Annotated in this window: 25 protein-coding genes and 3 pseudogenes; 16 read left to right on the forward strand and 12 right to left on the reverse strand. The window is 64.6% G+C overall.

Annotated features, from left to right (window positions below; genetic code table 11):
- Positions 1-462: 462 nt before the first annotated feature.
- The 10 genes and pseudogenes from ACO2RV_RS22325 to ACO2RV_RS22370 all read right to left on the reverse strand — a co-directional run.
- Positions 463-562, reverse strand: a pseudogene (locus ACO2RV_RS22325) (IS5/IS1182 family transposase); the annotation flags it as partial.
- A 92-nt stretch (positions 563-654) separates the two neighbouring features.
- Entirely contained in the window at positions 655-1,107 is a 453-nt protein-coding gene (locus tag ACO2RV_RS22330; protein WP_423296443.1) for a MaoC/PaaZ C-terminal domain-containing protein, read from the reverse strand.
- 8 nt (positions 1,108-1,115) lie between these two features.
- The gene (locus ACO2RV_RS22335) at positions 1,116-2,717 is read right to left on the reverse strand and encodes an AMP-binding protein (RefSeq protein ID WP_423296444.1); all 1,602 of its coding nucleotides are present in this window, start codon (positions 2,715-2,717) and stop codon (positions 1,116-1,118) included.
- The gene (locus ACO2RV_RS22340) at positions 2,717-3,373 is read right to left on the reverse strand and encodes an ABC transporter ATP-binding protein (protein ID WP_423296445.1); all 657 of its coding nucleotides are present in this window, start codon (positions 3,371-3,373) and stop codon (positions 2,717-2,719) included. The genes ACO2RV_RS22335 and ACO2RV_RS22340 overlap by 1 nt, the downstream gene beginning before the upstream one ends.
- Positions 3,374-3,429: 56 nt before the next feature.
- Positions 3,430-4,191 (reverse strand): ABC transporter ATP-binding protein, encoded by a 762-nt coding sequence (locus tag ACO2RV_RS22345; protein ID WP_423296446.1) that lies wholly within the window; start codon positions 4,189-4,191, stop codon positions 3,430-3,432.
- An 11-nt stretch (positions 4,192-4,202) separates the two neighbouring features.
- Complete coding sequence (locus tag ACO2RV_RS22350) at positions 4,203-5,069, reverse strand: branched-chain amino acid ABC transporter permease (RefSeq protein ID WP_423296447.1); 867 nt, start codon at positions 5,067-5,069, stop codon at positions 4,203-4,205.
- Between the two features lie 9 nt (positions 5,070-5,078).
- Positions 5,079-5,948 (reverse strand): branched-chain amino acid ABC transporter permease, encoded by an 870-nt coding sequence (locus ACO2RV_RS22355; RefSeq protein WP_423296448.1) that lies wholly within the window; start codon positions 5,946-5,948, stop codon positions 5,079-5,081.
- Between the two features lie 4 nt (positions 5,949-5,952).
- The gene (locus tag ACO2RV_RS22360) at positions 5,953-7,014 is read right to left on the reverse strand and encodes an ABC transporter substrate-binding protein (RefSeq protein WP_423296449.1); all 1,062 of its coding nucleotides are present in this window, start codon (positions 7,012-7,014) and stop codon (positions 5,953-5,955) included.
- Positions 7,015-7,310: 296 nt separating this feature from the next.
- On the reverse strand, positions 7,311-8,309 hold the full coding sequence (locus ACO2RV_RS22365; protein ID WP_423296450.1) for an NAD(P)H-dependent flavin oxidoreductase: 999 nt from the start codon (positions 8,307-8,309) through the stop codon (positions 7,311-7,313).
- A gap of 106 nt (positions 8,310-8,415) precedes the next feature.
- Positions 8,416-9,195 (reverse strand): IclR family transcriptional regulator, encoded by a 780-nt coding sequence (locus ACO2RV_RS22370; protein ID WP_423296451.1) that lies wholly within the window; start codon positions 9,193-9,195, stop codon positions 8,416-8,418.
- A gap of 444 nt (positions 9,196-9,639) precedes the next feature.
- Between ACO2RV_RS22370 and ACO2RV_RS22375 the strand changes: the two genes are divergently transcribed.
- The 13 genes and pseudogenes from ACO2RV_RS22375 to ACO2RV_RS22435 all read left to right on the forward strand — a co-directional run.
- Entirely contained in the window at positions 9,640-9,936 is a 297-nt protein-coding gene (locus ACO2RV_RS22375) for a Zn-ribbon domain-containing OB-fold protein (protein ID WP_423296452.1), read from the forward strand.
- A gap of 1 nt (position 9,937) precedes the next feature.
- On the forward strand, positions 9,938-11,089 hold the full coding sequence (locus ACO2RV_RS22380; protein WP_423296453.1) for a thiolase: 1,152 nt from the start codon (positions 9,938-9,940) through the stop codon (positions 11,087-11,089).
- Between the two features lie 36 nt (positions 11,090-11,125).
- The gene (locus ACO2RV_RS22385) at positions 11,126-12,001 is read left to right on the forward strand and encodes a MaoC/PaaZ C-terminal domain-containing protein (protein WP_423296454.1); all 876 of its coding nucleotides are present in this window, start codon (positions 11,126-11,128) and stop codon (positions 11,999-12,001) included.
- Positions 11,998-12,759, forward strand: a complete 762-nt coding sequence (locus tag ACO2RV_RS22390) for an enoyl-CoA hydratase/isomerase family protein (protein WP_423296455.1) — start codon at positions 11,998-12,000, stop codon at positions 12,757-12,759. Before ACO2RV_RS22385 ends, ACO2RV_RS22390 begins: the two co-directional genes overlap by 4 nt.
- A gap of 42 nt (positions 12,760-12,801) precedes the next feature.
- Positions 12,802-13,719 carry an SDR family NAD(P)-dependent oxidoreductase gene (locus ACO2RV_RS22395; protein WP_423296479.1) on the forward strand — a complete coding sequence of 306 codons (918 nt, stop codon included), beginning with the start codon at positions 12,802-12,804 and terminating at the stop codon, positions 13,717-13,719.
- Positions 13,720-14,083: 364 nt separating this feature from the next.
- Positions 14,084-15,247 carry an acyl-CoA dehydrogenase family protein gene (locus ACO2RV_RS22400; protein WP_423296456.1) on the forward strand — a complete coding sequence of 388 codons (1,164 nt, stop codon included), beginning with the start codon at positions 14,084-14,086 and terminating at the stop codon, positions 15,245-15,247.
- Entirely contained in the window at positions 15,247-16,395 is a 1,149-nt protein-coding gene (locus tag ACO2RV_RS22405) for a CaiB/BaiF CoA transferase family protein (RefSeq protein ID WP_423296457.1), read from the forward strand. The genes ACO2RV_RS22400 and ACO2RV_RS22405 overlap by 1 nt, the downstream gene beginning before the upstream one ends.
- Complete coding sequence (locus ACO2RV_RS22410; RefSeq protein WP_423296458.1) at positions 16,395-17,261, forward strand: FAS1-like dehydratase domain-containing protein; 867 nt, start codon at positions 16,395-16,397, stop codon at positions 17,259-17,261. The genes ACO2RV_RS22405 and ACO2RV_RS22410 overlap by 1 nt, the downstream gene beginning before the upstream one ends.
- Positions 17,258-18,067 carry an HpcH/HpaI aldolase/citrate lyase family protein gene (locus ACO2RV_RS22415; RefSeq protein ID WP_423296459.1) on the forward strand — a complete coding sequence of 270 codons (810 nt, stop codon included), beginning with the start codon at positions 17,258-17,260 and terminating at the stop codon, positions 18,065-18,067. The genes ACO2RV_RS22410 and ACO2RV_RS22415 overlap by 4 nt, the downstream gene beginning before the upstream one ends.
- Positions 18,068-18,136: 69 nt before the next feature.
- Positions 18,137-18,886: an electron transfer flavoprotein subunit beta/FixA family protein gene (locus ACO2RV_RS22420; protein WP_423296460.1), complete on the forward strand. Its 750-nt coding sequence runs from the start codon at positions 18,137-18,139 to the stop codon at positions 18,884-18,886.
- 2 nt (positions 18,887-18,888) lie between these two features.
- Complete coding sequence (locus ACO2RV_RS22425; RefSeq protein WP_423296461.1) at positions 18,889-19,833, forward strand: electron transfer flavoprotein subunit alpha/FixB family protein; 945 nt, start codon at positions 18,889-18,891, stop codon at positions 19,831-19,833.
- Positions 19,834-19,927: 94 nt separating this feature from the next.
- Positions 19,928-20,866, forward strand: coding sequence for a LysR substrate-binding domain-containing protein (locus tag ACO2RV_RS22430; protein WP_423296462.1), 939 nt, complete (start codon positions 19,928-19,930; stop codon positions 20,864-20,866).
- A gap of 253 nt (positions 20,867-21,119) precedes the next feature.
- Positions 21,120-21,653 (forward strand): annotated as a pseudogene (locus tag ACO2RV_RS22435) (tyrosine-type recombinase/integrase); the annotation flags it as partial.
- A gap of 476 nt (positions 21,654-22,129) precedes the next feature.
- Here the strand turns inward: ACO2RV_RS22435 and ACO2RV_RS22440 are convergent.
- Together ACO2RV_RS22440 and ACO2RV_RS22445 are read right to left on the reverse strand one after the other, a co-directional pair.
- Positions 22,130-22,324 (reverse strand): annotated as a pseudogene (locus ACO2RV_RS22440) (IS21 family transposase); the annotation flags it as partial.
- 36 nt (positions 22,325-22,360) lie between these two features.
- Positions 22,361-23,182, reverse strand: a complete 822-nt coding sequence (locus ACO2RV_RS22445; RefSeq protein WP_423296463.1) for an IclR family transcriptional regulator — start codon at positions 23,180-23,182, stop codon at positions 22,361-22,363.
- A gap of 161 nt (positions 23,183-23,343) precedes the next feature.
- Between ACO2RV_RS22445 and ACO2RV_RS22450 the strand changes: the two genes are divergently transcribed.
- The 3 genes from ACO2RV_RS22450 (at position 23,344) to attM (ending at position 25,611) form a co-directional block, all read left to right on the forward strand.
- Positions 23,344-23,733 (forward strand): hypothetical protein, encoded by a 390-nt coding sequence (locus tag ACO2RV_RS22450; protein WP_423296464.1) that lies wholly within the window; start codon positions 23,344-23,346, stop codon positions 23,731-23,733.
- A 54-nt stretch (positions 23,734-23,787) separates the two neighbouring features.
- Complete coding sequence (locus tag ACO2RV_RS22455) at positions 23,788-24,636, forward strand: alpha/beta fold hydrolase (protein ID WP_423296465.1); 849 nt, start codon at positions 23,788-23,790, stop codon at positions 24,634-24,636.
- 204 nt (positions 24,637-24,840) lie between these two features.
- Positions 24,841-25,611, forward strand: a complete 771-nt coding sequence (attM, locus tag ACO2RV_RS22460) for an AttM family quorum-quenching N-acyl homoserine lactonase (protein ID WP_423296480.1) — start codon at positions 24,841-24,843, stop codon at positions 25,609-25,611.
- The last annotated feature ends 39 nt before the right edge of the window (positions 25,612-25,650 follow it).

Genomic DNA, 25,650 nt, shown 5'->3' on the forward strand with positions numbered 1-25,650 from the left:
CATTCAGACCGATGTCGCGCTGGCCATCGTCATCATCGCCGAAATCAACGGCGCACCGGCGTTCCTCGCCATCGCGGCCCCGGCAGAGGACGCTTGATCAAACTGCTACTTCGTCACCGCGCTGTTAGGGCTGCCGTAATCTGATCAAGAGTTCCGGCGTAAGTCGCCGGTCTGCCGCACAGGTGCAAAGGGGTGATGAACCGTAGGGGACACGATCCCGGTAGAGGATACGCCGTCTGACTCAGTGCGCATCAAGCGCGGGAAAGTGATGAGGCGACCGATCTGCTGCGGAATGCATCATGACCAGCAGTCGCATGATCGCACCCAAAGGCCGGACATATGAACGCACCGTACCGGATGGATCAGACCTCCATAAACACCTTGCCTGTCGGGCCGTTGCACATATGCGTCAGAGTCAATTCTCAGTGGAAATCCATCACTTCTTCGCGGAAATCAACAAGTAGGCATCACCGGTTCCAGAACCAGCCATTCCGCGTCCGTCAAATCGCTTGGCAGGCGCAGATCTTGGCGCATGCTGCGCTCGGGTGGTATCGGTCCACATCTGCTGCTCCGTCGTTGTCTCGCAACACCGACTGAATCACAGAAGGCTGATATCACTCAACTTTTTCTCGAAACCGAATTCCGGGGCAGACACTAAGAGGTAGCCTGGCCCGCACGGGTCATGACCAGGACGTCGGCGCGGCCCTCCTGCAGCACGTCGCCGTGCTGGTCTTTCAGCAGAAAGAGTCGGCCGATGCGTCCGGATTTGCCGGTACGGCCGCCTTCTTTTTCAACGATCTGAAGTTCAAGATGAACCGTCGTGTTGAGGAGAAGCGGCCGCCGGAACTGCCATTTCTCGATCGAGAGCATGGCAATCGCGGTTCCGTCGAAGATACCGAGCGGATGCAGCAGGCCGATGCACAGGGCGACGCCCAACGTGCCATGCAGCAACCTCTCGCCGAAGCGGCTCGCGCGAGCAAATTCGGCGTCGGAATGGATGGGATTCCAGTCGCCGGTGAGCATCGAAAACATCTGCAGGTCGGTCTCGGTCAGTGTCCGACCCGACGTCTTGAATACCTGCCCGACCTCGAAGTCCTCGAAATGCATTCCTCCGCTCATGCTGCCGCGCTTTCCGAGGCCAGCCGCTCAAGCGCCCACTGCCGCAGCGTCGTGCGCTGCACTTTCACGCCGTTTGCGCTCGGAACGGTCGGGAATTCATCGATTTCCCACAGCCGTACCGGCACCTTGTAGGCTGCGAGCGCCTGGCGCAGCGCCGCCAGGGTGCCGTCGCGGTCCAGCGGGGCCTCGGGATCGCGTCGGGTGAAGGCGACCGGTCGGGTCTGGCCGTCGATCTCGACGCCGACGACCTGCACCTCCCTGAGCCTGCCGACTTCCTTGAGCGCCGCCTCGATCTCCCCGGGATCGGTGAGGAAACCGGAAAGCCGCAGCGTGTCGCCGATCCGCGAGACATAGACGATGCTGCCGTCGTCGCGCATGTAGGCAAGGTCGCCCGTGCTGAAGAAGCCTTCGGCGTCCACCGCCTTGGCATAGGCGTCCGGATTGCCGTAATAGCCGATGAAATTGGTCGCGGCGGCGATTTTCAGCAGGCCCGCCTCGCCATCCCGGCACGGCGCTCCGGTCTCCGGATCGACCACCTTCAGCCGCGCGCTGGCTATCGACGCGGCGTGCCCCCCGCCCTTCAGCCGCTCATCGAGCGGCAGGTCATGCGGCTGGATCACGAAGATCGCATTCACTTCGCTCGAGCCGTAGACACCGGCGATCGGCGCGCCGTTGCGCGCGCCCGCCTCGATGATCTCCGCCGTGCCGGGGGTGAAAATGCCGTAGCCACAGAAATTCAGCCGGCTCAGAACGGCGCCATCCTCATCCAGGATGCGGCGATACATCTCGTCGCTGCCAACCATGTGAGTGATCCCCCGTTCGACGATCAGCCGACGGACGGCGCTGGCGTCGAACATGGCGAGGAGTTGCACCGGCGCTGCCGCGCTGATGGCGCTCAGCGTCGGATTCAGCCCGAACACACCGCAGAACGGCAGGGCCGCGATGTAGGAATGGCCGTCCTGCGATCGCAGGCGTGCGGTCTCGCATGCGGCATGGGCATGCAGGCCGAGCGTGCTCTGGCTGTGGATGACAAGCTTGGGCAGGCTGGTCGTGCCGGAGGTGGTGAAGAAGATGACCGGACGATCCGGGTCGCTCGTGGTATCCGGTTCAATCGGGCGCGGCGCGAGCGAGAAGGCGACGACCGGCCGCCCGATCAGCTCCGGCCGGTCACAGGTTCCAAGGACCGCGACCCTCTGCAGTGCCGGCAAATCCTTACCGGAAAGGCCGGCGAGGACACCCATCATGTCGGTCTTCTGGCCGTCGTTCTGCGTCAGCATCAGCTGCGCTTCCGATGCCTTGAGGATGTGATGGACTTCGCTCGTCTTGTAGCGGGTGTTGACCGCGACGATCGTCGCGCCGATCCGGGCCGCGGCAAAGAAGGTCGCCAGCCATTCGACGCGGTTGAGCATCATCACGGCAACGCGGTCGCCGACACCCACCCCCTGGGCCTTCAGCCAGTCTTCAGCTCCGCCGATTAGTCCCTCGAATTGTTCCAGCGAGACCGCTTCACCATTCTCTCGCCAGAACACGGCGGACTGCGACCCGATGCTACGATGCGCGGCAAGCAGGTCGTCGAGGCGATATTTGCTAGTGGCCATCAATAGAGCTCCATCAGCGACTTGTTATCCGACAGGTCTTCGGGCAGGCCTTTCCAGATCATGGCGCCGGATTTCATGACTTCGACACGGTCTGAAATCTTCAGCGCTTCACGCACATTCTGTTCGACGATCAGGATGGACATGCCGGTTTTCTGCCGGAGTTCGGGAATCGGGCGAAGAATGTCCTGAAAAAGCTTCGGGGCCAGCCCGATGGATGGTTCGTCAAGGATGAGTATGCTCGGCCGGCTCAAGAGCGCGCGACCGATCGAGACCATCTGCTGCTGGCCGCCGGAGAGCGTGCCCGCCCGGCGCGTCCAGAATTCCCGGATGACCGGCAGGATCTCGAGCACCCATTCGACACGCTCGGCGCGCTCCGCCTTGGCGATGTCGGCGGCCCACATGCCGAGCTTGAAGATTTCCTCCACCGTCAGATTGGCGAAGACCCCACGGCCCTCCGGCACCATGGCGACACCACGAGCGGCGAACTCGCGCGGGCGAAGGCCAGACATGTCCTCGCCCGCGAACAGCACTTTCCCGGCGCTGGGCTTCAATAGCCCGAACAATGTCTTGAGCAGGGTCGACTTGCCGGCGCCGTTGTGCCCGATGAGGCAAAGCACCTCGTTTTCCATGAGCGCGATGTCGATTCCAGCGATCACCGGACGGCCGCCATAGCCGGCGGCGATGCCCCGCCCCTCCAGGAGAATTTTCCCACTCATGTCCGATCTCCGAAATATATGGCAGCGAGCGCGGGATCGTTGAGGACCGTGTGCGGATCGCCGTCAGCGAGCAGCTTGCCTCGGTCGAGAAAGGAGATGCGGTCGGAGATCTGCACGACGATATCGAGGTTGTGCTCGATGATGCAGACCGTGACGCCGTCGGCGACTTCCTCGCGCAGGATGGCGAGAAAGCGCTCATAGGAATTGGGATCGAGCCCCGAGGCCGGCTCGTCCAGCAGCCAGAGCCGGGCCCGCGTCGCCATGATGCGCGCCATCGAGAGAAACTTGCGCTCGGCATAGGCGAGGTCGGCCGCAAGAACGCGGCGCTTGTCCTTGAGGTTGACGCGCTCGAGCACCCGATCCACCCGCTCCCGTTTCTCCGCCCGCCCAAGGCCGGCGAAGATGAACGGCAGAGAGTTGGGCTCCATGGCGGTGAGCACGTTCTCCTCGACTGTCATTTCTTGGAACAGCCGAAGATCCTGGAAGGTGCGCGCGATGCCCTGCCGGGCGATGTGATAGGGCTTGCGGCCGAGAATATCCTGGCCGAGCCATTTTATACTTCCGCTGTCGGGCTGGAGATGCCCGGTAATCTGATTGAAGAGGGTCGTCTTGCCGGCCCCGTTCGGTCCGACAAGCGTGGTCACGATCCCTGCGCGCAGGTCGAGACTCACGTCGTCGGTTGCCCGAAGGCCTCCGAAGGAGAGGCAGAGATTGCGGATCTCGAGCAGCGTCTCGCCGCTCAGTCGCGGATTGCTCATCGTCTGCCCCTTCAGGAACGGTTCACCAGTCCGCCGGGGCGGAAGATCATCAGCACCGTCATGCCGAGCCCGTAGATGATCTGCTGGATCGAGCCGATCTCGGTCTGCGGCAGGAAGCTCAGATAGCTGAGCGCGTTGGGGAGTATGAGAAGCAGGGCGGCACCGACGATCGGCCCGAGCAACGTGCCGGTGCCGCCGATGATGACCATGGCCATCAGCAGAACGGAAACGTCGAGCGTGAAGCTCTCGACATTCACGAAACTCATATAGCTCGCATACAGAACGCCGGTGACGGCCGCGAGCGAGGCCGAGATCATCACCGAGTAGGTCTTGATGAGAGCTATGTTCTTGCCGAAGGCGAGCGCGGCGGATTCGCTGTCGCGGATCGCCATCAGCGAGCGCCCGAAACTCGAATGCACGAGCGCGTGGATGATGAACAGCACGAGGGCCAGACACACCAGCGTCACGACCAGAAACTGGCCCGATTGATAAATGTCGACACCGAACACCTGGATCGGCGGAACACCCACAATGCCGCCGACGCCGCCGGTGAAGGACTTCCATTCCGCGAACACGGTCACGCCGATGACCTGGAGACCGAGAGAGGCGGCGACGAAGTATTCGCCGCGCACACGCAGCGCCGGCAGCGCCAGCATCAGCGAGATCAGCGCCGCCGCCACCATCCCCGCGGGGATGGTCACGAAAATCGATGCCGAAACGTTCATCGCCAGCCAGGTGCCGACATAGGCACCGATGCCGAAGAAAATCGCATGGGCGAGCGAGAAGATGCCCGCATAGCCCATGATGAAGTTCAGCGTGCTGGCGAGAATGGCGTAAAGCGCGATGAGCACGCCCAGATTGAGCAGATACGCTTCCATGTCGGGGCCTCAGTGCGCCTGGGCGCGGCCAAACAGGCCGGAGGGCAGGAACAGGATGAAGAGGAACAGGATCGAGAAGGTCACGGCCTCGGTCCATTGCGCGTCGACCCAGATCAGCGCGAGGTTTTCCGCTATGCCCAGCATGAACCCGGCGATCAACGCGCCTCGGATCGACGAGATGCCGCCGACGATGGTCGCCGCCAGCGAGATCAGCATGATGTGGTTCCCCATCGCCGGGTTGAGCCCCGACGTGGCGCCGGTGATAATGGCCGCCGGCACCACCAGCAGCGACCCCAGCCCGAAGGCGTAGGCCGACAGGCGGCGCGGATCGAGGCCATAGACCCGGATGTTTTCCGGGTTGTCGGCAAGGCCGCGCAGCGCAAGGCCGATCGACGTGTGGTGCAGCAGCCATTGAAGGCCGAAATAGAACAGTGCCGTCACCAGGATGGCGATCCAGGCGAGTGGCGAGACATACAGTCCCGGCACCATCTCGACCGATTGCGAAAGCGGCGTGTCGATGGTCACGAAACTGCGTCCGAAGATCATGCCGATCAGGTTTTGAACCGCGATCGCGACGCCGAAGGACGCGACGAAGACGGTGAAGAACGAGCCCTTGTCGCGCTGGATCGGCGCATAGACGAAACGGTCCATGGACAGGCCGAAGATCACCGCCACGCACGCCGAGCCGGCGACCGAGACAACTACCGGCAGCCCCTGCAGGTTGAGCCAGAAGAACACATAGGCTGCCAGCGCGCAGGTCGCGCCATGGGCGAAGTGAAAGATCCTGGTGCAGCCGAAGATGAGCGAGAAGCCGACGGCGGTAAGCGCGTAAACCGCGCCTACCTGAAGGCCCGTAAGGGCAAGTTGGAGCCAGAGCATGACATCACTCGCCCAGGTCGTAGGTCTTCACTACCTTGACCACGCCGTTACTGATCTGATTGACTTGGATGGGCGCCTGAAGCGTACCGTTCTTCTGGAAGCTGACCTTCCCGCCGACGAGATCGAAGCTGCCAATCTCCGTGCGAGCCGCGAGCAGGTTTTCGCCGGTCACGGGCAGGCCCTTGTCTTCAAGATGCTTGACCAACAGGCTGAACAGACGGACGGCGTTGTAGTAGTTGACCGTATAGGTCGAAGGCACCCGCTTGAACTTCGCCTTGAAGTCGGCAACGAAGCGACTGGTGACAGGGTCCTTCGAGTCGAAATCAATCGCCTGGCTGGTGAAAAGCAGGCCTTCCGCTTGCGGCAGCGCGATCGAGTCCGGCGTGCCCATCGCGGAATAGGAAATGAACTGGGCGTTGACACCGCTTTCGCGCAACTGCTTGACGATCTGCACCTGCTGCGAACCGTAGGAGGCGATGTAGACCACATCGACGTCGGCGGCGCGCACCTTCGCGGCAATGCCGGCGAATTGCTGGGCGGTGGTCGGCACGGCGAAGCTGTCGACGAGCTTGGCGCCAACCTTGGGAAGCTGCTCCGCCAGTTCCGCCTTCGCGGCTGCGCCGAGCGGATCATCGACATAGACCAGCGCCCAGCGCTTTTTGCCCTGCTCGACCAGATAGGGCACCGCCGCGCGGACCTCGTAATTGGCCAGCGGAATGACGTTCCAGAAGTATTCGCCGAGCTCGGCCAGATCCGGCCCGACACCGCCACCGTTCACCGCCACGACATGATTGCGGGCGGCGAGCGTCGAAATGGCCTTCGACACGCCGGTGAATGCCGTCAGGACGTAAGGGACCTTGGAGACGTTGACCAGCTTGGTCATGGCGACCACGGCCGGCTGCGGCATCGCCTGGCTGTCCTCCAGGAGGACGACGACCTTCTCCTTGAGGAGGCCGTCAGCGTTGACGTGCTCGGCGGCGAGACTGGCGCCCGACATGAAGATGTCGCCATAGGTGGCGTTGGGGCCGCTCAAGGGAAAAAGCGCGCCTACCGCGTAGTCGGCCATGGCCGGCATGGCGAAGGCGACAAAGGCGGCCGTGGATGCTGCAAGCTTGAAGTGTCGCATGTTTCCTCCCGATCGCAACGCTCTTTGGCGTCGCTATTTTTTTTGTTGGGCTAACGTTCGCAGGTGTTTGAGAAAGGCGCGCCGGCCTCTCGCGCCATTTCTCCGATTTCAAACCTTGATTTCACAAGGTCCCGATCGCGTAGGACGGTAGATTGGTGCATCCGGCCGACTTTATCAATAGAGAAAAGATTTCTTCATGCAGAAACAATCTGCCGTCGGCCGGGACGCAGAACCGATCAGCCGGCCGCCGCCATCGCGGACGGGCGGACGGGCACGCTGGCCGATGCGAGGCGGGCGAGCGCCTCGTTGCGCTCCCGTGCCAGGCGGGCGATCTGGTCGGCGGCGGGTTCGATGGCGTGGATGTTGCCGACGCCATGGCCGGCCCCGTAGATGTCGCGCCAGGCCTTGGCCTTGGGATGCCCGTCGCCGAAGTCCATGCGCCTTACTTCGGCTCTCGTCGCCTCAAGCGGATCGATGCCAGCGGCGATGATGCTTCCTTCGAGGTAGTTTCCGTAGGTTCCCGAGAACATCGGCGAATAGATGATGTTTGCGGCGGCGCTCTCCACCACGAGTTCCTTGTGGCGCTGGACCACCTGAGCCTCCTCGGAGGCAAGGAACAGGGTGCCGATATAGGCAAAGTCGCATCCCAGCGCTTCGGCCGCGACGATCGCCCGCCCGCTTGTGATGGCACCCGCCAGGATCAGCGTGCCGTCGAAGAACTGCCGCACCTCGTCGACCAAGGCGAACGGGCTGAGGCGGCCGCTGTGGCCGCCCGCGCCGGCCGCGACGAGGATAAGCCCATCGGCGCCCTCGCCGGCCGCCTTGCGGGCATGCCGCGCCGCGATCACATCGTGGAACACCAGCCCGCCATAGGCATGGACCCGGTCGGCGACCTTGCCCGGCGCGGAAAGCGACGTGATGACCAGCGGCACCCGGTGGCGCGCGATCGTCTCCAGATCCTCGTCCTGTCTCTTGTTCGAATCGTGAACGATGAGATTGACGCCGAAGGGCGCCGCCCTGCGTCCGGTTCGCGCCTCGAACTCGGCGATCCGGCGTGCGATTTCGGTGAGCCAGAGATCGAGTTCACCGGGTTGACGGGCGTTCAGCGCGGGAAACGTGCCGATGATGCCGGCACAGCATTGCGCGACCACCAGATCGATGCCGCAGGCAATGAACATCGGCGAGCCGATGACCGGAGCCACGAGGTTTTCCTTGAGCTTGTCGACGTTCCACATGCGGTTTTTCCTGTATCGCCTCCCCGTTCGGCACATGGCGACAGGGGGAGGTCTCTGGCTGATGCCAATGGCCACGCGAAGTTGACGGAAACCGCCGGCGCATCACTCACGCGCAGCGGCCGTAAAGAGCGCTGGAAATCCGCGCGGCGGTGTCGCGTAGGTCCTCGGCGAGCGCGAGCAGGGCCTTTTCATCCATCTGCCCGATGATGGAGACGCCGCTTATGCCGAACCGGGCGTTCCCCTCGTAGTCGACGATGACCGCGGAGGCGATATCGAGGCCCTGGAAGAGGTTGCCGCGATCGAAGGCGTAACCGGTCTCGCGGGCCCTCGCCACGTCCTCGGCATAGGATTCGAAGCTGGGTGGATTCTGCCAGCGGAGCGAATCGAACCGTCGCTTGAGCTCGGAGCGCGAGAGCTTGCGCGTCGAGGCGATGGAGCGCCCTACCCCGCCGACAAAGGCGGGAAGACGCGAGCCCAGCGCCATGTCGACGCGCACGATGTTCCCCTCGATAACCCGGTCCACGAGCACGATCCGGTCGTTCGGGGTGATCTTCCAGAGCCCGATCAGCACGCGGTGGCGCAGCGACAGATCTTGCAGGTTCGGACGCAGAAGGTCGATCTGATTGGTGCCGAGCAAAGGGACGGCAAATTCCAGCATGCCGACCCCCGGGCTGTAATCCTTGGTCGTCGGGTTGAACGAGATCAGGCCTTCCTTGACCAAGGTCCGCAGGATGTTGAACGTCGTCGACACGTTGATGTCGGTTTCGCGCGCAATGCGGGCAACGCCGGCAGGAGCGTGCGTGTGCGTCAGGAACCGCAGGATGGAGACGGCGTTCTCCACCGCACCGACATATTTGGAACCGCCGCGCACCACGTTCTCCGCCACCTTGTCGGAAGCCGTTTCCAGATCGTCGCTCATTCCAACATTTCCCTGCGCTCTGGCGATGCCCCATGGATAGACCAGGAACGAGCTTTTTATAAATCTGCCACTTTTTCTCTTGGACGAAAACAATTCTTTATGCGAAAAAATTCGGGGGCGAATCCTTCGGTCTGCGAGGGAGGCTGAGATGGTCAGGACGCCTCACGCTCTTTCGAAGGCGGAAGGTGCGCGGGCATGCCTGTCGTCGGCCCTCACAGGCCGCCTGGAACGATCACAATCTCCTGCGTTCCAGTGCCGGCCGAAACCGGTCGGCGCTGCGAACGGTCGGGATTGGCCGTCGTGCAGGAGGCGCCCTCCACCTTGGGAGGAAACGCGATGGACGAGACATCGACGGCTGCGGCTGCGGGCCCGCAGGTCATTTACGAACGATACCTTCGGGAAGGGCGCCTGATGATCCAGCGTGCCCGGCGGACGGGAGAGTATGTCTTCTATCCGAAGGTGATGTCGCCGTCCGGCGAGACCGATCTCGAATGGGTGGAGGCCTCCGGCGGCGGCACCATCTACGCGATCACGGTCAACCGCCGACGCGAGGGATCCTACAACGTGGCCCTTGTCGATCTCGACGAGGGGCCGCGCATGATGTCGACGGTGATTGGCGTCGAGACCCTGCCGATCGGCGCGCGGGTCAGGGCGCGCATCGAAGCCGGCGAGACGCCGCGCGTAGTGTTCGAGCCGGAGGAGCTGTGACGTGACCCATCCCATTCGTGGCAACACGGCGATCGTCGGCATGGGCACCGCCGGCGTCGGCGAGGCCCCCGGCTTCTCCGCGATCGAACTTCTCGGCCTCTCGGTCCGTGCCGCTCTGGACGACGCCGGAATGGCACTGTCCGATATTGACGCGGTGTTCGCCGCCACCAGCAGCCACGCTTTCCCATCCATGAGCGTCACGGAATATCTCGGCCTCAAGCCGAAATATTTCGACAGCACCAATGTCGGCGGCTCAAGCTTCGAGTTGCATCTGCTGCAGGCGTCGCTGGCTCTGGAGGCCGGCCTGTGCGACGTGGCGCTGATCTGCTACGGCTCGAACCAGCGCACGGCGGGCGGTCGCCTCGTCTCGATGTCCGAGCCGCAATGGCACGAGACGCCCTATGAGCCGCGCCACCCGATCACCGCCTATGCGCTCGCGACCAGCCGCCACATGCATCAGTTCGGCACGACCCGCGAGATGCTCGCGGACGTCGCTGTCGCGGCCCGGCAGTGGGCCAACCTCAATCCGCAGGCCTTCGCACGCGGGCCGCTGACGCGCGAGGAGGTGCTCGCCAAGCGCATGGTCAGCGATCCGCTGACGTCCGGCGACTGCTGCCTGGTGACGGATGGCGCGGCCGCCTGCATCCTGGTGCGGGCGGACCGGGCACGGGATTTCCCCAAACCCCCGGTCTATTTCCTCGGCGCAGCAGGGGCCAACTGGCATCGGTCGATCCAGGCCATGCCCGATCTGACCATGACCGCGGCAAGCGACAGCGGCCCGCGGGCTTTCGCGATGGCCGGCCTCACCCATGCCGACGTCGATGTCGCAATGGTCTACGACGCCTTCACCATCAACACGATCCTGTTCCTCGAGGATCTGGGGTTCTGCCCCAAGGGTGAAGGGGGGCGCTTCGTCCAGGACGGACGCATCGCACCGGGCGGAGAACTCGCCGTCAACACCAATGGCGGCGGTCTCTCCTGCGTGCATCCCGGCATGTACGGCATGTTCCTCATCGCCGAAGGCGTCGCGCAGATCCGCGGCGAGGCCGGCGAGCGGCAGCTCACGCGCGCCGATATTGCCCTCCTCCACGGCAATGGCGGCACTCTGTCGAGCCAGGTCACGGCCTTCCTCGGATCGGCGGCGACGGTGTGAGCGGCGCGCGGTGCGGTGGACGACAGGAGCCCTAGCATGATCGATCACGACAGGCTGATGGCCTACGACATTCCCGAGGTTCGTCAGAGCTACGTCGCGCGCGACTGTGCGTTCTACGCGCTCTCGATCGGCATCGGTCAGAACCCGATGGATCGCACCGATCTGCGCTTCGTCGGCGCCCTGCCGCTGGTGCCGTTTCCTACCCTGCCGCTGGTCCTCGGCCATCCAGGCTTCTGGCTGGCCAATCCCGATACCGGCGTGGATGCGATGCGACTGGTGCACGGGGAGCAGGGCATCACCCTGCACGCGCCGCTTCCCGCCGAGGGTACGGTGATCGGCAAGACCCGCGTCACCGGCCTCGTCGACAAGGGACCGGGGCGCGGCGCGCTTCTCTACAGCGAGAAGCAACTGCGCGACGCCGAAACCGGAACGCTGTACGCCACCACCCGTGCGACCATTTTCCTGCGCGGCGACGGTGGGCTCGGCGGACCTTCCGGCCCGGTCAAGCCGGCCCACGCCGTGCCGGAAACGCCTCCGGCAGCGACGCGCGACACCAGCATCCGGCCCGAGCAGGCGCTCTGGTATCGCTGGAACGGGGACAATAACCCGCTGCATTTCGACCCCGACATCGCCGCCGCAGCCGGATTCGAACGCCCGATACTGCACGGTCTGTGCAGCCTCGGCGTCGCCGCGCATGCGCTCGTGACGAGCCTGTGCGAGGGCGATCCGTCCCGGCTGGAGGGAATCGACGCCCGCTTCACGGCCACCGTGACACCGGGCGAGACATTGCGCACCGAGATCTGGCCGGACGGCTCGTTCCGCGTCCGTGTCGTCGAGCGCGATGTCGTGGCGATCGGCAACGGGCTGGCGCGGATCGCACCCGGCAGCACGTCATCGGGAAACGCGTCATGACGATCTCGAAATCCCTTAGCGACGGCCTTCTGGTTCTGACCCTCGACGAGCCGGCGCGACGCAACCCTGTCGGACACGAATCCCGCCGCCGTCTCGCGGCCATGCTGTCGCAAGCCGAGAGCGACCCGGCCGTGCGGGCGGTGGTGCTGACGGGAGCCGGCGGCCATTTTTCGGCGGGCGGCGACATCCGCGAACAGAATACGCTCGGCAGCCCCATCGAGGCCCGCGACCGTTTCGCGGTGATGAAGGATCTGATCGGGCGCATGGTCCGCTTTCCCAAGCCGCTGGTCGCGGCCGTGGAAGGCTGGGCCGCCGGCGGCGGCTTCGCTCTGGCGGCAGCCTGCGAAGTGGTCGTCGCCTCGCGACGGGCCCGCTTCGTCTCCAGCTTCGGCAAGATCGGCCTGATCCCCGATATGGGCCTGATGGCCACCCTGCCCGCCCGCATCGGCGTGGCGCCGTCGCGACGCATCTTCCTCAATTCCATGACCATCGATGCCGAAGAGGGACATCGTCTCGGATTGGTCGACGAGCTGACGGAGGAGCGCGAGGCGCTCGAACGGGCCAGCGCCATCGCCCGCGTAGCGGCGGCCGAGGCACCTTTGCCGCGCGCCTTCGTCAAGGATTTCCTTGCGGCAGAAGTGGACCGGGCTCTGGAATTCGAGCGCCAGATGCAGCCGATCCTTCTTTTCAGCGCCGATGCTGAGGAAGGCCGGGCGGCATTCTTCGAGAAGAGAAAGCCCGTTTTTCGCGGCGCTTGATGTGGTAGACCGCGCGGCTTCAGGAAAGAGACGACAATGACGGTGGAACTGGGACTGAAAGACAAGGTGGCCGTGGTGACCGGCGCCGGGGGCGGCATTGGCCGCGCGATCGCGATCGAGTTCGCACGGGCCGGCGCGAAGGTCGTCATCAACGATATCGGCGTTTCGCTTAGCGGCACCGGCGAGCGCTCCTCGGCGATGGCCGAGGAGACCAAGGCCATGATCGAAGCGGTGGGCGGAGAGGCCATCATCAGCACGGAAAGCGTCTCCGAGTGGCATGCCGCCCGACGCACCGTCGAGATGGCGCTTGATCATTTCGGCCGCATCGACGCGGTCGTGAACAATGCCGGCATCCTGCGGGACGTGATCTTTCACAAGATGGATCCGGCCGATTGGGAAGCCGTGATCAACGTTCACCTCAATGGCAGCTTCTACATGAGCCGTGCGGCGGCCGAACCATTCCGCGCCCAGGGCGGGGGCGCCTTCGTGCACATGACCAGCACCTCGGGCCTCATCGGCAATTTCGGTCAGGCGAACTACTCGGCGGCCAAGCTCGGCGTGGTCGGCCTGGCCAAGTCGATCGCGCTCGACATGGCCCGCTTCGGCGTCCGCTCGAACTGCGTCGCTCCCTTCGCCTGGAGCCGCATGACGAGCTCCATCCCCTCCACCACGCCCGAGGAGCAGGCGCGCGTCGCGCGGATGAAGCGCATGACGCCGGAGACCAATGCGCCGCTCGTTGTCTTCCTGGCCTCTGCTGCGGCGGCCGAAGTGACCGGGCAGGTCTTCGCCGCCCGCCTCAACGAGCTGTTCCTGTTCAACCAGATGCGGCCGATCCGGAGCGTCCACGCCGCCGAGGGCTGGACACCCGAAAGCATCGCCGCCCACGCCTTGCCCGCCATGCGCTCCAGCTTCGCGCCGATGCATCGTTCGGGCGACGTCTTCGCGTGGGACCCGGTCTGACCGCAATGGAGACGCACGTCCGGCGCCAACGGTGCCGGACGATGCCCAACGGCGGCGCGGGCCGAGGATGGCGAACCCGCGCGCCGGCGGCAGCCTGCTCCAACGCAAGCTGACCGAGCTATATAATTCTGGCATATCTCGTTGATAAAACAAATAATTGTTGTATCGCCGTGAACGCCCTATCAGAGAGGCCGACCCGTCCCCCGGAACTTGAGTAAGAGGTGGACGGGGAACGCGTCCGCTTGAAACGTCGTCGACGTCAACTTCGCCGAGGCATTCACGATTCCTTCGTGATCCGGTGAGGAAACCGGTCGCCCGCAAGGTTCGGGTGGCAGAGAAAAGATGAGAGGGTGAGGAAGCCATCATGCAGACCATAGGTAGCGGCCTGTACGAGGACATCCGCGAGGCCGTCCGCGCGCTGTGCGCGGATTTTCCGGCCGCGTATCATCGCAAGATCGATGAGGCGCGCGGCTATCCGGAAGAGTTCGTCGATGCGCTCACTAAAGCCGGCTGGATGGCCGCGCTGATCCCCGAGAAATATGGCGGCTCCGGGCTCGGCCTCACCGAGGCCTCGGTGATCATGGAAGAGATCAACCGGGCGGGCGGCAATTCGGGCGCCTGCCACGGCCAGATGTACAACATGAACACGCTGGTGCGGCACGGCTCCGAGGAGCAGCGCCAGAAATACCTGCCGAAGATCGCCGCCGGCGAGCTGCGCCTGCAATCCATGGGCGTCACCGAGCCGACCACCGGCACCGACACCACCAAGATCAAGACCACGGCAGTTAAGAAGGGCGACCGCTACGTCATCAACGGCCAGAAGGTCTGGATCTCGCGTGTCCAGCACTCCGACCTGATGATCCTGCTGGCGCGCACCACCCCGCTCGACGAGGTGAAGAAAAAATCCGAAGGCCTCTCCATCTTCATCGTCGACATCAAGGACGCGATGAAGAACGGGATGACGGTGCAGCCCATCCTGAATATGGTCAATCACGAGACCAATGAGCTGTTCTTCGACAATCTCGAAATTCCCGCCGAGAACCTGATCGGCGAGGAAGGCCAGGGCTTCAAGTACATCCTCACCGGCCTCAATGCCGAACGCACGCTGATTGCCGCCGAATGCATCGGCGATGGCTACTGGTTCATCGACAAGGTGACGCAGTACGCCAAGGAGCGCGTGGTGTTCGGCCGGCCCATCGGCCAGAACCAGGGCGTGCAGTTTCCGATAGCCGAGACCTTCATCGAGGTGGAGGCGGCCAATCTGATGCGCTTCGAGGCCTGCCGGCTCTACGATGCGCACCAGCCCTGCGGCACCCAGGCGAACATGGCGAAATACCTCGCCGCCAAGGCCTCGTGGGAAGCGGCGAATGCCTGCATCCAGTTCCACGGCGGCTTCGGCTTTGCCTGCGAATACGACGTCGAGCGCAAGTTCCGCGAGACCCGACTCTACCAGGTGGCGCCGATCTCGACCAACCTCATCCTGTCCTATGTTGCTGAGCATGTGCTCGGCTTGCCGAGGTCGTTCTGATGGCCGCCAAAGCTCGCCTCCCCCTCGAAGGCCTCACCGTCATCGCGATCGAGCAGGCCGTCGCGGCGCCGTTCTGCACCTCGCGCCTTGCCGACGCAGGCGCCCGCGTCATCAAGATCGAGCGTCCCGAGGGCGATTTTGCGCGCGGCTACGACGATGTGGCCAAGGGTCAGTCGAGCTATTTCGTATGGCTCAACCGCGGCAAGCAGTCCTTTGTCGTCGACCTCTCGCTGCCGGAGGGCAAGCAGGCGTTGCGCGACCTTCTCGTCAAGGCCGACGTGCTGGTGCAGAACCTGAAACCAGGGGCTCTGGACCGGCTCGGCTTCGGCCCGGCCACGCTGCGCCTCAGCCATCCGCGCCTCATCGTCTGCTCGATCAGCGGCTATGGCGATGAGGGCCCGCTCGCCGAGCGCAAAGCCTATGACATGCTGATTCAGGCGGAATCCGGCCTGTCCTCGATCACCGGCGGACCGGAGGCGCCGGCGCGGGTCGGCATCTCCATCGTCGATATCGCCACCGGTGCCACCGCCCATGCGGCGGTACTGGAGGCGCTCATCGGCCGCGGCATCACCGGCGAGGGAGCGGACATCCGCATCTCCATGTTCGACGTGATGGCCGACTGGCTCACCGTGCCGCTGCTGCATCAGGAGGGCGGCAAGCCGCCCCGGCGGCTCGGCCTCGCCCATCCCTCCATCGCCCCCTACGGCGTGTTCCTCACCAAGGATGACAAGGAGATCCTCATCTCCATCCAGAGCGACCGGGAATGGGCGAAGTTCAGCGCCGAGTTCCTGGGCGACCCCGCCTTTGCCCGGGATCCGCGCTTTGCCACCAATGTGGCCCGCGTCGCCAACCGGCCGGAGACCGACGCCCTCGTCGCCGCGGCCTTCGCCGATCGCAACGCGAGCGAGTCGGTCGAGGCGCTGACCCGCGCCGATGTCGCGTTCGCCTCGGTCAACGACATGGCGTCGCTGTCGCAACACCCGCATCTGCGGCGCATCACCGTCGACACGCCGGCGGGTCCGGTCGCCTTCCCCGCGCCCGCGCCGATTGTCGATGGCACGCCGCGCTGGTATGGCCTGGTGCCTGCCCTCGGCGAACACGACGCCCTGCCGGCCGGGGGCCGCCGCTGGCAAAGGGAGGCGAGGTGATGGGCGCTGTCGTCTCGCTGGATGTCGAGCATCTGCGCAGTTGGATCGGGCGCGAGGACGTCGCGACCGATCTCGTGAGCGCGGATCTCGTGCGCAAGTTCCGGGCGACGCTCGACCTGCCGGAGGGCGATCTCGCCATCGGCACGCCGGCGCCGCGCCTGCTGCACTGGTGCCTCGCTCAACCGGCCGCAACGACCGCCTCGCTCGGCGAGGACGGCCATCCCCGGCGCGGCGGCTTTCTGCCGCCCGTGCCGCTGCCGCGCCGCATGTGGGCGGGCGGGGTCCTCACCTTTCACGGCGAACTCGCCATTGGCGACACCATCCGCCGTCGCTCGCGCATCGCCGACGTCGTGGTGAAGGAAGGCCGCAGCGGCGTGCTGTGCTTCGTCACCGTGACGCACGAGATCGACGTTGCTGGTCGCGGGGTGATCAGCGAGATACAGGACATCGTGTATCGCGATCTCGATGCGCCATCGCCCCCGGACGCACCGCCCCCCAAGCCTCCCGCGGCAGCGCCGGAGGGCGCCCATCGCTACCGGGTCGAGCCCTCGCCGCCGCAGTTGTTCCGCTATTCGGCGCTCACCTTCAACAGCCATCGTATCCATTACGATCAGCCCTATGTGACGCAGGTCGAGGGGTATCCCGGTCTCGTGGTGCACGGGCCGCTGCAGGCGACGCTTCTGTACAATCTCGCCTCCGAGCTCAAGGGGGCGGCGCCCGCGCGGTTCACCTTTCGCGGACAGTCGCCGCTGTTCGATACCGAGCCGTTCTTTCTCAACGCGGATGTGAGCGAGGGCGCGGTAAAGCTCTGGACGGCCCGCGCCGGCGGCCCGCCCGGCATGAGCGCAGAGGCGCGCTGGTCATGAGCGACGAACGCGACGTTATCGCTCCACTGTTCGCGCCGGCCAACCGGCCCGAGCGTTTTGAGAAGGCGGCGGCCTCGGGCGCGGACGCGGTGATCCTCGATCTCGAGGACGCCGTGGCGGCGACCGCGAAGGAGGCCGCACGGGCCGCGCTGCGGGCGGACTTCACCGATCGGCCGGTATTCGTGCGCATCAACGCCCCCGGAACGCCGTGGCACGCGGACGATCTAGCCGCCGTGGCGCGCATGCCCTTCGCGGGCATCATGGTGCCGAAGGCGGAAAATCCGGCGGCGCTCATGGCCATCAGCGACCGGCTCGGTCCCGGCAAGCGGTTGGTCGCCTTCATCGAAAGCGCTCTCGGCCTCGCCAATGCCCGTGCCATCGCCGCCGTGCCGGCGGTTGGCCGGGTGGCGTTCGGCTCCATCGATTTCTGCGCCGACCTCGGCAGCGCGCATACCAGGCAGGCGCTGCTGTGCGCGCGCCACGAGATCGTGCTGGCATCCCGGCTGGCCGGGCTCGTTCCTCCGCTCGACGGTGTCACCACGGTGGTCGACGACCCGGCGGTCGCGGCCGACGATGCCCGCTACGCGCGCGAGCTCGGCTTCGGCGGCAAGCTCGCCATCCATCCGCGCCAGATCGAGGCGATCCGCGCCGGTTTCCTGCCCGATGCCGCGGAGATCGCCTGGGCGCGGAAGGTTCTGGAAAGCGGCGACGGTGCCGCCGCGGTCGATGGCGCCATGGTCGACGAGCCGGTGCGTATCCGCGCCCGCTCGATCCTGGCGCGCAGCCGGGACATTGCCACCAATTAGATCGTCGTCCGGGAAGCCTGCCGTGGTTCTGATCGGCGCCGGCATCCCGTTCCGTAAGGAAGGACCATCATGAAGATCCTGGTGCCCGTTAAGCGGGTGGTCGACTACAACGTCAAGATCCGCGTCAAGGCGGACGGCTCGGGCGTCGAGCTGGCCAATGTGAAGATGTCGATGAACCCGTTCGACGAGATCGCCGTCGAGGAGGCGCTGCGGCTCCGGGAAGCCGGCAAGGCCACCGAGGTCATCGCGGTCTCGGTCGGCCCGGCCAAGACCGACGAGACCATCCGCACCGCGCTTGCCATGGGCGCCGACCGCGGCATCTGGGTGAAGACAGACGAAGCCGGGGTGGAGCCGCTGGCGGTGGCCAAGCTGCTGAAGAAGCTGGTCGAGCAGGAGGGTCCGGGCCTCGTCATCCTCGGCAAGCAGGCGATCGACGACGATTGCAACCAGACCGGCCAGATGCTGGCAGCGCTGCTCGGCTGGCCGCAGGGCACCTTCGCCTCCAGGGTGTCGCCCACCGAAGGCACGGTTGACGTCACCCGCGAGATCGACGGCGGCCTGCAGACCGTGAGCCTCAATTTGCCGGCGATCATCACCACCGATCTGCGGCTTAACGAGCCGCGCTATGCCAGCCTGCCCAATATCATGAAGGCCAAGAAGAAGCCGATCACTGAAGTCTCGCCCGCCGATCTCGGCGTCGACGTCACCCCGCGGCTCACGGTTCTCTCGACCAGCGAGCCGACCGGCCGCACGGCCGGCATCAAGGTGGCCTCGGCCGCCGAGCTGGTCGCCAACCTCAAACAGGCGGGAGTGCTCTGAAGATGGCGACCTTGCTGCTTGCCGAGCATGACGATGCTCACCTCAACCCGGTCACCGCCCGCGCGCTGACCGCCGCCCTGGCGCTGGGCGCCCCGGTGCATGTGCTGGTGGCCGGCGGCAATGCCCGCCCCGCCGCCGAGGCCGCGGCGAAGCTGGAGGGCGTTGCGCAGGTGCTGCTGGCGGATTCCCCGCTCTACGCCCACCGCCTCGCCGAGCCGCTGGCGGCGCTGATCGTGGCGCTCGCCGCCGACTATGACGCGATCCTCGCGCCCTCCACGGCGGTCGGCAAGAACGTGCTGCCCCGCGTGGCGGCGCTGCTCGACGTGATGCAGGTCTCCGACATCGTCAAGGTGCTGGTGCCCGACAGCTTCGAGCGGCCGATCTATGCCGGCAACGCCATCCAGACCGTGCGCTCGATTGAGCCGAAGAAGGTCATCACCGTGCGCACCGCCTCCTTCGCCGCGACCGGTGAAGGCGGCTCCGCCCCGATCCGCACGATCGAGGCGGCGGGCGATCCCGCTTTGTCGCGGTTCGTGGCTCAGGAGATCGCGCAGAGCGACCGGCCGGAGCTGGCCAGCGCCCGTCTCATCGTCTCGGGCGGCCGGGCGCTCGGCTCGGCGGAGAACTTCCACGCCGTGATCGAGCCGCTGGCCGACGCCTTGGGCGCCGCTGTGGGGGCCTCCCGCGCGGCGGTCGACGCCGGCTACGCGCCGAACGACTGGCAGGTCGGCCAGACCGGCAAGGTGGTTGCCCCCGATCTCTATGTCGCGGTCGGCATATCGGGCGCCATCCAGCACCTCGCCGGCATGAAGGATTCCAAGGTCATCGTCGCCATCAACAAGGACGACGAGGCCCCGATCTTCCAGGTCGCCGATTTCGGCCTCGTCGGCGATCTTTTCACCATCGTCCCCGAACTCACTGCCGAAATTGCTAAGGCAAAAGGCTGAGGAGAGGCGATAGCGGGCCAAGCGCGGCGGCATCTACGTTTGGCATGGCAGCGCAAGAAGCTATACCTGCCCGTTGCAGAGGCGGAGTGGGTGCATGGACATTTCCCAACTGAAGACGCTCATCCACGTCGCCGAGCTTGGCAGCCTGAGCAAGGCGGCGGACAGGCTCAGCATCGCTCAACCCGCGCTCAGCCGGCAGATCCGGCTGATGGAAAAGGAACTCGGCGTCGATCTGTTCGAGCGACACGGGCGCGGTATGGTCATCACGCAGGCTGGTCAGGACGTGCTAGACCACGCCGTCCGGATCATGGCCGAGATGGAAGCGATACGACGCGTTCCGACCCATGCCGGATCGTCCTATCGCGGCAAGGTGACGGTCGGCACGACGCCGACCGTGGCTGAGATCATCACCGTGCCGCTGCTGCGGAAGATCAAGCAGACGCATCCCGCACTCGAGGTGCGTTTCTCCTCGGCCTTCAGCGGACATCTGCTGGATTGGCTGCAGCGCGGCGAACTCGACCTCGCCGTGTCCTACGATCCCAAGCCGCTTAAATCCCTGCGCGTCGTGCCGATCATGATGGAGAGCCTGCTGGTCGTCGGCTCCGCGGACGACCGCTTAAGTCTCGCGACGCCGGTGCCGTTTTCGCGGCTCGCGGAGCAGGAACTGGTGATGCCCAGCCCGCGGCATGGCCTGCGCGCCATCATGGAGGATTGCGCGAGGCAGGCCGGCGTGGAACTGCGCGCAAGCGTCGAGGCGGACTCCTTCGGCGCGATGATCGATCTCGTCCGCAACGGTTTCGGCCCGACAATGCTGCCGCTCGCGCCGATCCATCATCTTGTGGAGGTGGGCGTGCTGAGCGTCGCGCCGCTGGTCGACCCCGCTCCAGCGCGCAAGCTGGTGCTCGCCTATCCGGTCGACCGGCAGGCCAGTCCCGCGGCGCGCTTCGTCGGAAACACGGTCATCGAGATTGCGGCGGATCTGGTGCGACGGGGCGTGTGGATGGGCGAACTGATGAACGACCTCGATCTATGAATCGGCCGGCGTGCTCGTGGTGTGAGCTATGCTACGATCCGTTCGCGCAGCACGTCGCATGTCGCTTCCGGCCGCTCGATGGCCGGCAGGCGGTCGCCTCAACTAGCACTACTTTGGCAGATTTTTGGTAGCGGGAGCATTTTTGGGATTGAACGAACCCGCTGGCGCGGGATTGGCGTGTGCATTGGCTGGAATGGCCTCCTGATGGGAAGGTTTGGTTGCTGAGACCAACCCCTGACCAGGAGACCATCCCATGGCTGAAGCCACGGCAGCGGTAAGCCCGCTGCGCCGTCGCATGATCGACGACATGAGCTTGCGCAACCTGTCGCCCGCTACGCAACTATCCTATCTGCATGCGGTGGCGAAGTTCAGCCGTTATTTCGGCCGGTCGCCGGATCGACTGGGGCAGGAGGACGTCCGTGCGTTCCAGGTTTATCTGGTATCGCAGGGCATTTCCTGGCCGGCGCTGAACCAGACGGTCTGTGCGTTGCGTTTCTTCTACGGTGTGACGCTGGACCGGGCGGAGATCCCGGAGCTCATCGTCTATGCGCGCACGCCGCGCAAGTTGCCGGCGATCCTGAGCGCCGACGAGCTGGTGCACTTTCTGGAAGTAGTACCATCGTTGAAGGCGCGCACTGCACTGGCCACCGCCTATGCCGCGGGGTTGCGCCCCCCGGAAGCGATGAGCCTCAAGGTGGCGGATATCGACAGCGACCGGATGGTGGTCCAGGTCCGCCACGGCAAGGGCGCCAAGGATCGCACGGTCATGCTGTCGCCGCAGTTGCTCGGATCTTGCGGACCTCGAGCCAGCAGGCGGCACAGGCCGAGGTCCACCCGGTCGTCCGCGCCCGCTTGTTCGGCCTGGTCCTGGCGCAACTTCACGTCGCGCTGACGCTGGTTCAATGTGGTGCGCAGGCGACGCCCCTCAGCGGCGCCTCCGGCAGTTCAGCGAATGGGGCGAGCCGCTCGCGCAGCCCTCGGAGCTGAACTGAGAGCGTGTGAATGAATGCAGGGGCGTTTACGCCCCTGCACCCCGGCCAGGGGCTTGGCCCCTGGACCTATGGTCCCTCTCCCGCATGCTGGAGAAGGCGGTGTCCACCGCCGGGGGCGGCGGGCGGGTGAGGGCGGAGTGGCGGCCTCCTGTTCAGGCGGTGACGTCGACCGGCACCAGCAGTCCCATGGCGATGCGCAGGTTGGGGGCCAGGGCGTGCCACAAGGCGACGGCCCGGACCTTCTTCAATCCGCGCACCAGGAATTGCCGCAGAGGATATCGACCATCTGACGCCCGCCATCGGGCGCGGAGCCAAGCTTGCGTCGCACGCGCTCCAAGCCGGTCGGCAGGATCCAGTCCTTGAACGGAGCCCCGTTACGCATGGCGCCGGGCTTCCTCGCCAGGACAGGAACATAGTGCCAGGGATCATAGATCGTCTGGTCGCGCCCGAAGCAGCGGGGACCCTCGCAAGCTGGAGTGCGGCATCGACGTTCGCGTCGATCCTACGTGCGATCAGGTCCTGCCACCTGCTCGATCTCGGCTCCCATGCGCTGTGACAATTGTTGCGCGATCCGTTTCACCTCGGCGATCACGTTCTCCTGCTGCTCAGGGGTAAGCCATTCGGCGAGCAGGCTGACGGCAACGCCGGCCATGGTGCGGTTGCGCGAGTCGAGGACCGGCGCACCGAAGCAGACTAGGCCCTCGGCCACCTGCTGATCGTCGCAGGAATACCCCCGCTCGCGGATTTCCTGAAGTTCCTGCAACAGATCCTCAACAGTCCTGACGCTGCTCGGCGTGCGGGGTTCCGGCAGGCCGTCCGGATAGAGTCGCCGGACCTCGAAATCGCTCATCCCGCTCAAGAAGGCCTTGCCAGTCGCCGTGAATGCCGCCGGAAGCCGCATGCCGGCGCGGAACTCGAACAGGGGGTGGCTGAGGTCCGAATTGCGCGCCGCGATATAGATGACCTCGTTCCCCTCAAGGACGGTCAGCGTGATCGTCGCGCCTGGCAACTGGGTCTCCCTATCCCACAGCGCGGCAAACTCGGTAGCGAGATCGGACTGTTGCTGGAAAGCATTTGACCACCGCATGACATGCGGTCCGAGAAGGAAGGTCTGGTCGGGACGCTTGATAAGCAGCCCCAACTTGACGAGCGTGTTGCAAAGCGTGTGAGCGCTGCTCTTCGCGATGTCCAATTCGCGCGCCAGATCGGAGAGGCTCAGATAGCCCCGCGCACGCGCCACGGTATCGAGGATTCTCACGCCGCGCTCCAGCGCTGGGACGAGCTTGGCGCGCGCTTCAGCCTCCTGCGGTTCATTTTCCGACATCATTCATTCCTGCCCCTCGCTTTCCATTGACAGCATATAACCTGGTGACTACTGTTTCACCAACAAGATAACGTTCAGCATATTGAACGACGGACGACAGGGTGGATGATTTCGCGTATGCGGAACGGCTAAATCCTCCTTGTTGTCGGGAGGGAATAGCCATGGCCTTAGGCGTTAGGGAGTGGGCGCAGCATTTCGCCGACGCATCGGATCGTGATCCGACGATCGGGGCGATGGCGCGCTATTTCACCTGCAGCTATCTGCTCGACATGGGATCGGCGAAGGTCATCGTCGAGATGCATGATGGCAGGGTCTATCGGATCAATATCGATCCGGAGCCCATGGATGCCTATGACTTCGCCCTGCGGGCGAGCCCGCAGACGTGGCGCGAGTTCGCAAGGCCCGTGCCGGGTCCGATGTATCACGGCATCTGGGCGGCAAGTTTCCGGCGCGATTTGAAGATCGAGGGCAACATCCTCGTCCTCATGCAGAACCTGCGCAATTTCACGGTCCAGTTCGAACTGCTCCGCAAGGTCGGCGCCCCGGTCTGAGATCCGGGCAGCCTGTCGCCGACGATCCAGTGCCCTCACTATATGGAGTCAGGCATGGCCAAGCATTCCCCCGTCATCGGACGCTATGTGACGATCGATGTCGACAGCTTGGAATACAAGGTCTTCTATCTTCGGAACGGCAGCGGCACGCCCTTGGTTTGCCAGCACACTGCCGGTTGCCACAATCATCAATGGCGCGGTCTTCTGGAGGATCCGGAGATCACCGCGAACTATGACGTGATCGCCTATGATCTCGCACGCCACGGAAAGTCCGACCCTCCGTTGAACAAAGAGTGGTGGAAGGACGAGTACAGGCTTACGGCCGAACACTACATGAACTTCATCATCGCGTTCTGCGATGCCCTGGAGATTGATCGTCCGATTTTCATGGGGTCGTCGTTCGGCGGCAATGTCGCGCTGCAGCTTGCGCTGCATCATCCCAACCGCTTCCGCGGTGTCATTCCCGTCGAAGCGGCCGAACATGCGCCGGGCTTTTATCTCGACTGGTGGCGGCATCCCCATGCCAATGCCGCGCAGGTCTGCGCGAGCGGCGTCTGGGATCTGATGGCGCCGCAAAGCCCGGAAATGGATCGTTGGCTCACCTGGCACTACTACACTCAGGGCGCCGAGGCCTTCAAAGGCGATCTCTTCTTCTATTCGGTCGATCATGACTTGCGCGGCCGCCTCGGCGAGATCGATGCGCGGCGGTGCCCGGTCGTGATGATGACCGGCACCTATGACTACCTGACCCCACCCGAGGCCACCGAGGCGACGGCACGGCAGATTCCCGGCGGCGTCTATATCGAAATGGAGGACATCGGGCATTTCCCCATGTCGGAGAACTACCCGCTGTTCTCCGTCTATCTGAAGGAGGCGCTCCGGATCATCGCGGAGCGCAACTGAGGCAATGGTCGGATCTATGATTGCGAAAGCAGGGACTGCGCGATGAAGATCATCGAGTTCGATGACAAGGGCCGTCGTGTCGAGGTCGATGCGACCAGTATCTCATCTTCGCCGGGTAGCGCCTTGGCGCCGCGCCGCAATCTCGAACGCAAGCCGACGGAGAGTTCCCGGCGCTCCGGCGCGAGCTCGGGCATCGAGCTGCACATGTTCCAGACAGGAACGCTGCGCACCAGGCTCAAATACATCAAGATGAACCAGGGTGAAGGTCCGTTCGAGATTCCGGTGCCCTGGTTTCTCATCAAGCATCCACTCGGCAATGTCGTGATCGACGGTGGAAATGCCGTCGAGGTGGCGATCGACAAGCGTGGTCATTGGGGCGCTGTGGTCGATGCCTATGACCCCGTAATGGATGTTTCGGAGAACTGCGTCGACCAGTTGAAGCGCGTCGGCGTCGATCCCCAGTCCGTGCGCTATGTGCTTCAGTCCCATCTGCATCTCGACCATACCGGCGCGCTCGGGCATTTTCCGCGTGCACAGTATTTCGTGCAACGGAACGAGTACGAATACGCTTTCAATCCGCACTGGTTCGCGGCGGGAGCTTATATCCGCGCCGATTTTGATCGCCCGGGCCTGAACTGGAAGTTCCTCGGCGGCGAATATACGGACAATTTCGATCTGTTCGGCGATGGCACGGTGCGGATGATCTATACGCCGGGCCACTCGGTCGGCCACCAGTCGTTCCTGGTGACGCTGCCCAATACGGGACCGGTGCTCCTCACGATCGACGCGGCCTATACGCTCGATCACTGGAATGAGAAGGCCCTGCCGGGTCTGGTGGTGTCGTCGATCCAAGCGGCGGAATCCGTAACCAAGCTGCGCAGGATCGCCGACGATACTCACGCGATGGTGGTGACCGGTCACGACCCCGATACCTGGCCGACTTTCCTGAAAGCCCCCTACGATTTCTACGACTGACAAAGAGGATCGACGCGAAGACGTCGATCCCGAACCCAA

The sequence above is a fragment of the Ancylobacter sp. VNQ12 genome, assembly GCF_049445835.1.
GTDB lineage: Bacteria > Pseudomonadota > Alphaproteobacteria > Rhizobiales > Xanthobacteraceae > Ancylobacter.